The following is a 6,171-nucleotide window of genomic DNA, read 5'->3' as shown; positions in this document are numbered from 1 at the left end:
CCGGCAACCCCGCCGGCCTCTTGCTGTGGCAGGGGAACCTCAAAGAAGCACCCGGGGCCGGCACTCTCGGGGCCGTCGGTGAGGGGGGCCGGGGTCGGCTTCCCCACCATCGCCGCCAGGTGCACCAGGGCGGCGGGAAGTCGCCGTTCGGCGGGCATGCGGGCGAGTTGGATCCGGATCTGGTCGCTCTCGATCTGCCGTTTGAAAACGCTCTCCCACAGAAGGGGGCGAAACCGAGTTCCTTGAGTCGCCCCTGGAAACGTTCAGCGAGCGTGTAAATGGTGGTGCAGCCGGACAGAGCCGTCACGGTGGCGTTACGGCTCAGCCTCCCTCCGGCAAGGACGGATTCGCCGAATATCTCGCCGCGGGAGCGGAAGGCGAGCGGGTCGGCGGTGCCGTCCGCGTACACCGACTCCACACGGACCCGACCGTTGAGGAGAAGGTGGATCCCCTTGCCCAAGGTTCCTTGTGCCAGGAGAACCTGCCGGGGAACGAAGGAGGTCACTGGAAAGCCGTGGACCAAGCGATCCCACTGGTCGTCGGCGAGCAGTGCACCGAAGCCGTATCTGTGCATGGGGGGTCCTCATTCCGCTCGATGTTCGATATCGAGTGTCCCGTCATCTGCTTCCTACGGGTTTTCGGGACAGAGTGCGGATCGGGAAGAGCGACGAACCACGCCGTGAGGCTCAGCGACCCTCACACGCTCACACTGGGAAACATTAAGATACAGGTCGTGAATAACGCCAACTACTATCTTCATCTTCGGGCACCACACAGACCCTCAAGATGGAAAACCCAGAAAGCCGACAACGGAACAGAAGTGCGGATGGTTCTACGGGCGCTGCTCCAGTCACTGCACACGGGTACGTTGAACCTTTTTCATCCTGCTTCTCGGAGTTGAAGAACGAGTACGGCCCGGGTGATCTGGCCGGCTCGCTGCGGGCAGCACCGCAGCCGGCGTAGGACGTCCCAGTTCTTGAGCCGGGCGAAAGCCCGCTCGCCAGGGCTGCGGAGCTTGGCGTGGTCAGAGTCGGCGTCCTTCTTCCACTGCGGCTTGCCCCGGCCCTTGAACGGGCAGAACACCACCTCGGACAGACCCACATACCCCTTGTCGCCCAGACCGAGCAGGCCCGAGGCCTTGATGCGTTCGGCGATCTTCCACACCCGAGCGGCTCTGGTGTCGTGCACCGCCCCGGACAGGGACCACGACGTCCACAACGGTTCGCCGTCAGGTGCCGCGACCACCTGGATGTTCATGCCGTGTCTTTTGTGCTTGCCCGAGTAGAACGGGCGGTCGGCCGCCACACGGTCGCAGGCGATCAGGGTGCCGTCCACGATCACATACCCCCATCCTTTGCGGCGTGCGCGGCGTAGCCCCTGTTCGAGCGTGGGAGCCTGGGCGGCGAGTAGGGCCGTGGTCTCGCGCACGCATGCGCCAGGCCGTCGTGGTGCCCACCTCGAAACCGGCCGCGACCTGGGCGAACGGCTCGCCCTTGTAGAGGCGGCCCAGCACGAGCAGGGCCTGCTGTACGGGATCCAGGCGCCGCCATCGGGAACCGGTGTTCTTGCGGTGGGTGCGGATAGTGCGGGCGGCCAGGTTCAGGGTGCGACGTGACAACGGCAGGCAGGCGCGGTAGAACAGCATGGAGCCTCTGGTGCTGGGTTTTCTTGGTCGTTAACTCCTCTACCAGAGGCTTCTTGCTATTCAGGAGGGGTTTCAGAAGGTCGGCGCAGAGCCGTGACCTGCGCCTTCAGGTTGGAAAGGGGTCGTTGAGCGGGCGACGGTGCGGGGACCCGGACGACTACCGGCACCCTCCTCGACTTCACACAGGCGGGCGATGCACTGGGCCTTGCGATCCCGTAAATGTTCAACGACGCCAACGAACGCGCCCAAAAGGCTTTGCTGTTGGAACGGGCGCACCCCTGCCTACGCGAGACCGGCTACACCGATCCCACAAAGCTGACCGAGGCGGGAGCGTTCTGCCTGCGCGGAGGCAATGCGGCATCGGCCCGGAGCGGTCCGACCTGGTCAGGAGTACTGGGTAGCGGAGGCCGAAGATCTCCATGATCGTCGACTTCCATCGGCGGCCCAGGCAGCCCGCGACCACGCGGTAGATCTACACAAACGCATATGAGAGCTCTTCGACCGGCAGGTCGAGTTACCGTCCATGCCCCGGAGGGAACCGAACCCACTCCTGTCGATTCCGTGCCCTCTTCCCACGGTGGCTTCGGGGTCTGCCCTCTCCCGGCTCACGTCACCACGGTGCCTGTTGCCGCGACAGCTCACTTCGGGCTTTCTGGGCCCTCTGCCAGGCCTCGGGAGGCGGTTCGACGGTGACCACGACGAGGTGGGGTTCCAGCCTTGGCGAGACCCTCTCCCACGGTCACAGTCGACCGCTTTTTTGACCGTGGGAGGGGGCCTCGCCCACTCGGGAGAAGTCGAACAGCCGCACGAGGAGCAGTGCGTGGACAAGGATGACGAGCAGCGGGCCAAGATCGTCGACTTCTGGCTCACGGTGAAGATGTTCGGCCCACGGATGTGCCGCCTCCCACCAAGAAAGGCAACCACAGACCGGTGATCGACCTGCGGGAGGAAGCATCCCTGCCGTGGTGTCCAGACCACCCCTACCAAGGCGAGGAACAACCTCGGGCAGGACGACAGTGGCGGCACACCGTGTACTTCGGAGTATTGCCGTTGGGGTCGGTTCAGAACCTTCTCGAAGAGCGGTTCGGACGAGACGACGAGGGCACCGACGACTACACCCCTGGGGACACGGAGCTCTTCGCCTTCGAGGTCTTCCACGGGGCGACGGATTCGCGCCCCAGGATCGATGATCACGTACGCGCGACCGAGGCGTTCGAAGAGGTGGGAAAGGTCTACTGGGCGAGATGGAACGCCCAGGGTAGTGGCGATTGACGGTGTGCCTGAACCGATCTGTGTCGGCGGTGTCAGAGGGTTTCTCCGCCCCAGGTCCAGCCTCTACGCGGGCAGGTCACCGTCAGGATCGGTGACACGACGGACTCCTGACACCTCTTACCAAGCCGGCCCGTTCAGTTGGTCTAAGGACCTCCTCTGACCAGGCCCCGAGTACCCTGCGAGCCATGCGTTTGCTGATCATCTCCGACACGCACCTGCCGCGACGCGCCCGCGACCTCCCCGCTCAGGTGTGGGAGGAGGTCGATCGTGCGGACGTGGTCATCCACGCCGGAGACTGGTGCGACCTCGACTCGCTGACCTCCCTCCAAGCGCGCGCCGAACGGCTCATCGGCGTGTACGGCAACAACGACGGCCCCGAGCTGCGCGAGCGGCTACCCGAGGTGGCACGCGAGGACCTGGGCTGTGTGCGCTTGGCCGTCGTGCACGAGACGGGGCCGGCCAAGGGGCGCGAGAGTCGGTGCGCCAAACGCTTCCCCGACGTGGACGTACTCGTCTTCGGCCACTCCCACATCCCTTGGGACACCCACGCCGATACCGGCCTGCGGTTGCTCAACCCGGGTTCACCCACCGACCGCCGCAGGCAGCCCCACCACACCTACATGAGCGCTCAGATCACCGACGGCCGGCTCGACGTGCGACTGCACCGCGTCGAGACCGGCCGCTGATCCCGGTTCACTTCCTCACCTGTCCAACGTCCCCTGTTCAGGGCCGCCTGCTCCCACTCCCCGGTATTCGACGGGAGCACCACCCCGCCACTCCCGCCCCACCGGAGCTCCCATACCGCAACGAACATCATCGTTTCAACATCCGAACGCCCCATAGCTTCACGCGGTTCACCCGACCGGTCACCATTTCCCCACCCTTCCTTCGACGCGAGGATGAGCGGCGTGTTCGACCTCCCGTTCGGCGGCCACGATCCCACCGAGGCGGCACACCCCATGCCGCTGGACGATGGCACCGGTGTTCCCGGAAACGGTGTGGTCCCCCAGTGAAGATCCGGCACGCGTGCCCCGACCCCCGAGGAGTCCCATGGCGCTGGGAATCATAGGCATCGTCACGTCCTTGCTCCTGCTCATCACCCTCGCCTACCGCGGTGTGCCCGTCCTCCTCGCCGCACCTTTGGCCTCGGTGGTCGCGGTGGTCTTCTCCGGGGCTCCGATCCTGGCCTCCTACACCGAGATCTTCATGCCGGCGATGGCCGCCTTCGTCGGCAGCTGGTTCCCCGTGTTCCTGTTCGGTGCGATCTTCGGCGTCTTGATGACCGTCACCGGTTACGCGGAGAGCATCGCCCGCACGGTGACGAAGCTGGTGGGTTCCCGGAGCGCGATCGCGGCGACGATCCTCACCTCGGCCCTGATGACCTACGGCGGCATCAGTCTCTTCGTCGTGGCCTTCGTCATGTATCCGCTGGCACGCGAACTGTTCCGGGTCGCCGACATCCCCCGCCGCCTCATCCCCGCGACCATCGCGCTGGGAATCTTCACCTTCACGATGACCGCGCTGCCGGGTAGTCCTCAGGTGCAGAACATCATTCCGGGGCAACTCTTCGGCACCGGCTCGTTCGCCGGCGCCGGCATCGGGTTGGTGGGTGGTGCCCTCATCTTCGGGTTCGGCCTGCTGTGGCTGGAATACCGACGCGCCGCGCTGATCCGTAAGGGAGAGAGCTTCGACAGCCCTCAGAGCGCACGTGTGACCGTCGGGTCCTTTGACGATGGCGACGGGGGCCACCAGGTCACCACGCTCGCGCCACCCAACCGTGTCGTTCCCTTCCTGCCGCTGCTGACGGTCTTCGTCGTGAACTTCGCGTGCACCCTGCTCATCTTTCCGGCCCTGGACTGGTCCTACCTGGAGCAGGAGAGGTTCGGTGGGGTCACCTTCGATGAACGGGTGGGGTTGTGGGCCGTGCTGTTGGGGATCATCGCGGCGAGCCTCGTCCTGGTGGTCCTCAACCTCCGCCACTTCGTCACGTTGTGGGGCGGGGTCGTGGACGGTGCCAAGCGGTCCATGCTCCCGATCTTCAGCACTGCCTCCGAGGTGGGTTATGGCGCGGTCATCGCCTCTGTCGCCGCCTTCGCCATCGTCCGCGACTCGGTCTTCGGTCTCGGCGCCGGCGCTCTGTGGACCTCCGTCCTGTCCGTCTCCGTCACCGCCGGTCTCACCGGCTCCTCCTCCGGCGGTATGACGATCGCACTCAACGCCTTGGGCGAGGACCTGCGGGCCATGGCCGAGCAGGAAGGCGTCGCGATGGAGGCGATGCATCGGCTCACCGCCATGGCCGCGGGCGGACTCGACACGCTGCCGCACTCCGGGGCCGTGGTCACCCTGCTCATCGTCTGTGGTCTCACCCATCGGCAGTCCTACAAGGACCTTGGTGTGGTGACCCTCGTTGTTCCGGTCCTCGTGGTCATCTCATTGGTGAGTCTCGTCTCCGTCGTCGGGTCGTTCTGAGCCGGGCACCCGCGTAGCGGCGCCGCTTCGGTGTGGCGGCCTCGACCCGCAGCACACCGTGGGGACCAGGTCGACGAACAACCCCGAGCCGAGCGATCGGTCCTCCCCCGGCAACGAGGTGGGGATGTCGGGCCGGGCCGCCCAACGTTCCAACCCCGCCATGCCCGGCCTGGGCGCGTACCACCGACGCGCGCGGGCGTCCCATCTGGCTCCTTCGGCCTTCGCCAGGTCCTTCTCCGCGTAGGGGACGTCCAACCAGATGCGTTCGGCAGGCACTGCACTCCTCGTGTGGGGATGTGATGGCGCGGTGACTCTAGCGAGGGAAGTGGCGGGAAGTCAGTTCCACCGCGTGGCTGGAGAGCGGGGGTTTCCCGGCGAGACCCCCACCTACGGTCACGATCCACCACTTTTTTGACCGTGGGTGGGGGTCTCGTCCGCGTCGAACGCCCGGAACCGCCCCCCGAACCCCGACCCCGGCCCAAGACCAGGGCCCTTCCGAGACCGAGGTCCTTCCGTGTACCGACCGGGCACCGCCCGTGGACGCTCCCCTACCCGTCCAATCCGCGACGGATCTGCCTGGTGATGCTCTCGTCCTCGATGGCGCCATCCGTGACCAGCATCAGGGCCTTGGACAGGATCAACGCCAAACGTCCGCCGTCCTGTTCGAAGGGCAGGAACAACCCCGGCCCCTTCTCCTTACCCGAAGGCACCACGCACAGATAGGAGTCGTCCGGTTCCATCAAGATGTTGGCGCTGCCCAGGTGGATCCGGTAGGAGCGCAGGTC

The 6,171-nt window shown here is 65.8% G+C and carries 6 protein-coding genes and 2 pseudogenes (1 of these 8 only partly in view); 4 read left to right on the top strand and 4 right to left on the bottom strand.

Translation table 11 applies throughout. The features are described 5' to 3' along the window. Positions 1-574: Crp/Fnr family transcriptional regulator (locus D472_RS27910; protein ID WP_239643038.1), on the bottom strand; the 574-nt coding region annotated here is incomplete at its 3' end. 305 nt (positions 575-879) lie between these two features. After that, positions 880-1,645, bottom strand: a pseudogene (locus D472_RS26975) (transposase family protein). 219 nt (positions 1,646-1,864) lie between these two features. Between D472_RS26975 and D472_RS28895 the strand changes: the two are divergent. The 4 genes from D472_RS28895 to D472_RS0123320 all read left to right on the top strand — a co-directional run bounded on the left by D472_RS28895 (position 1,865) and on the right by D472_RS0123320 (position 5,386). Next, positions 1,865-2,068, top strand: a complete 204-nt coding sequence (locus tag D472_RS28895; protein WP_152448052.1) for a hypothetical protein — start codon at positions 1,865-1,867, stop codon at positions 2,066-2,068. A gap of 507 nt (positions 2,069-2,575) precedes the next feature. Next, positions 2,576-2,917 carry a hypothetical protein gene (locus D472_RS0123335; protein ID WP_017606855.1) on the top strand — a complete coding sequence of 114 codons (342 nt, stop codon included), beginning with the start codon at positions 2,576-2,578 and terminating at the stop codon, positions 2,915-2,917. 185 nt (positions 2,918-3,102) lie between these two features. Continuing rightward, positions 3,103-3,603 carry a metallophosphoesterase family protein gene (locus D472_RS0123330; RefSeq protein ID WP_017606854.1) on the top strand — a complete coding sequence of 167 codons (501 nt, stop codon included), beginning with the start codon at positions 3,103-3,105 and terminating at the stop codon, positions 3,601-3,603. A 364-nt stretch (positions 3,604-3,967) separates the two neighbouring features. Further along, entirely contained in the window at positions 3,968-5,386 is a 1,419-nt protein-coding gene (locus D472_RS0123320; RefSeq protein WP_017606852.1) for a GntP family permease, read from the top strand. Between the two features lie 51 nt (positions 5,387-5,437). Here the strand turns inward: D472_RS0123320 and D472_RS27905 are convergent. Next, positions 5,438-5,662, bottom strand: a pseudogene (locus tag D472_RS27905) (DUF5710 domain-containing protein); the annotation flags it as partial. A gap of 272 nt (positions 5,663-5,934) precedes the next feature. Further along, a protein-coding gene (locus tag D472_RS26320) for a DUF4132 domain-containing protein (protein ID WP_449406507.1) crosses the window boundary here: on the bottom strand, positions 5,935-6,171 show its final stretch. 1,191 nt of this gene lie beyond the right edge of the window; the window shows 237 of its 1,428 coding nt (coding positions 1,192-1,428); its start codon lies off the right edge, out of view; it ends in the stop codon at positions 5,935-5,937.

The organism is Nocardiopsis alkaliphila YIM 80379, assembly GCF_000341005.1.
GTDB classification, from domain to species: domain Bacteria; phylum Actinomycetota; class Actinomycetes; order Streptosporangiales; family Streptosporangiaceae; genus Nocardiopsis; species Nocardiopsis alkaliphila.
This window is presented reverse-complemented; position numbering and strand designations above follow the sequence as displayed.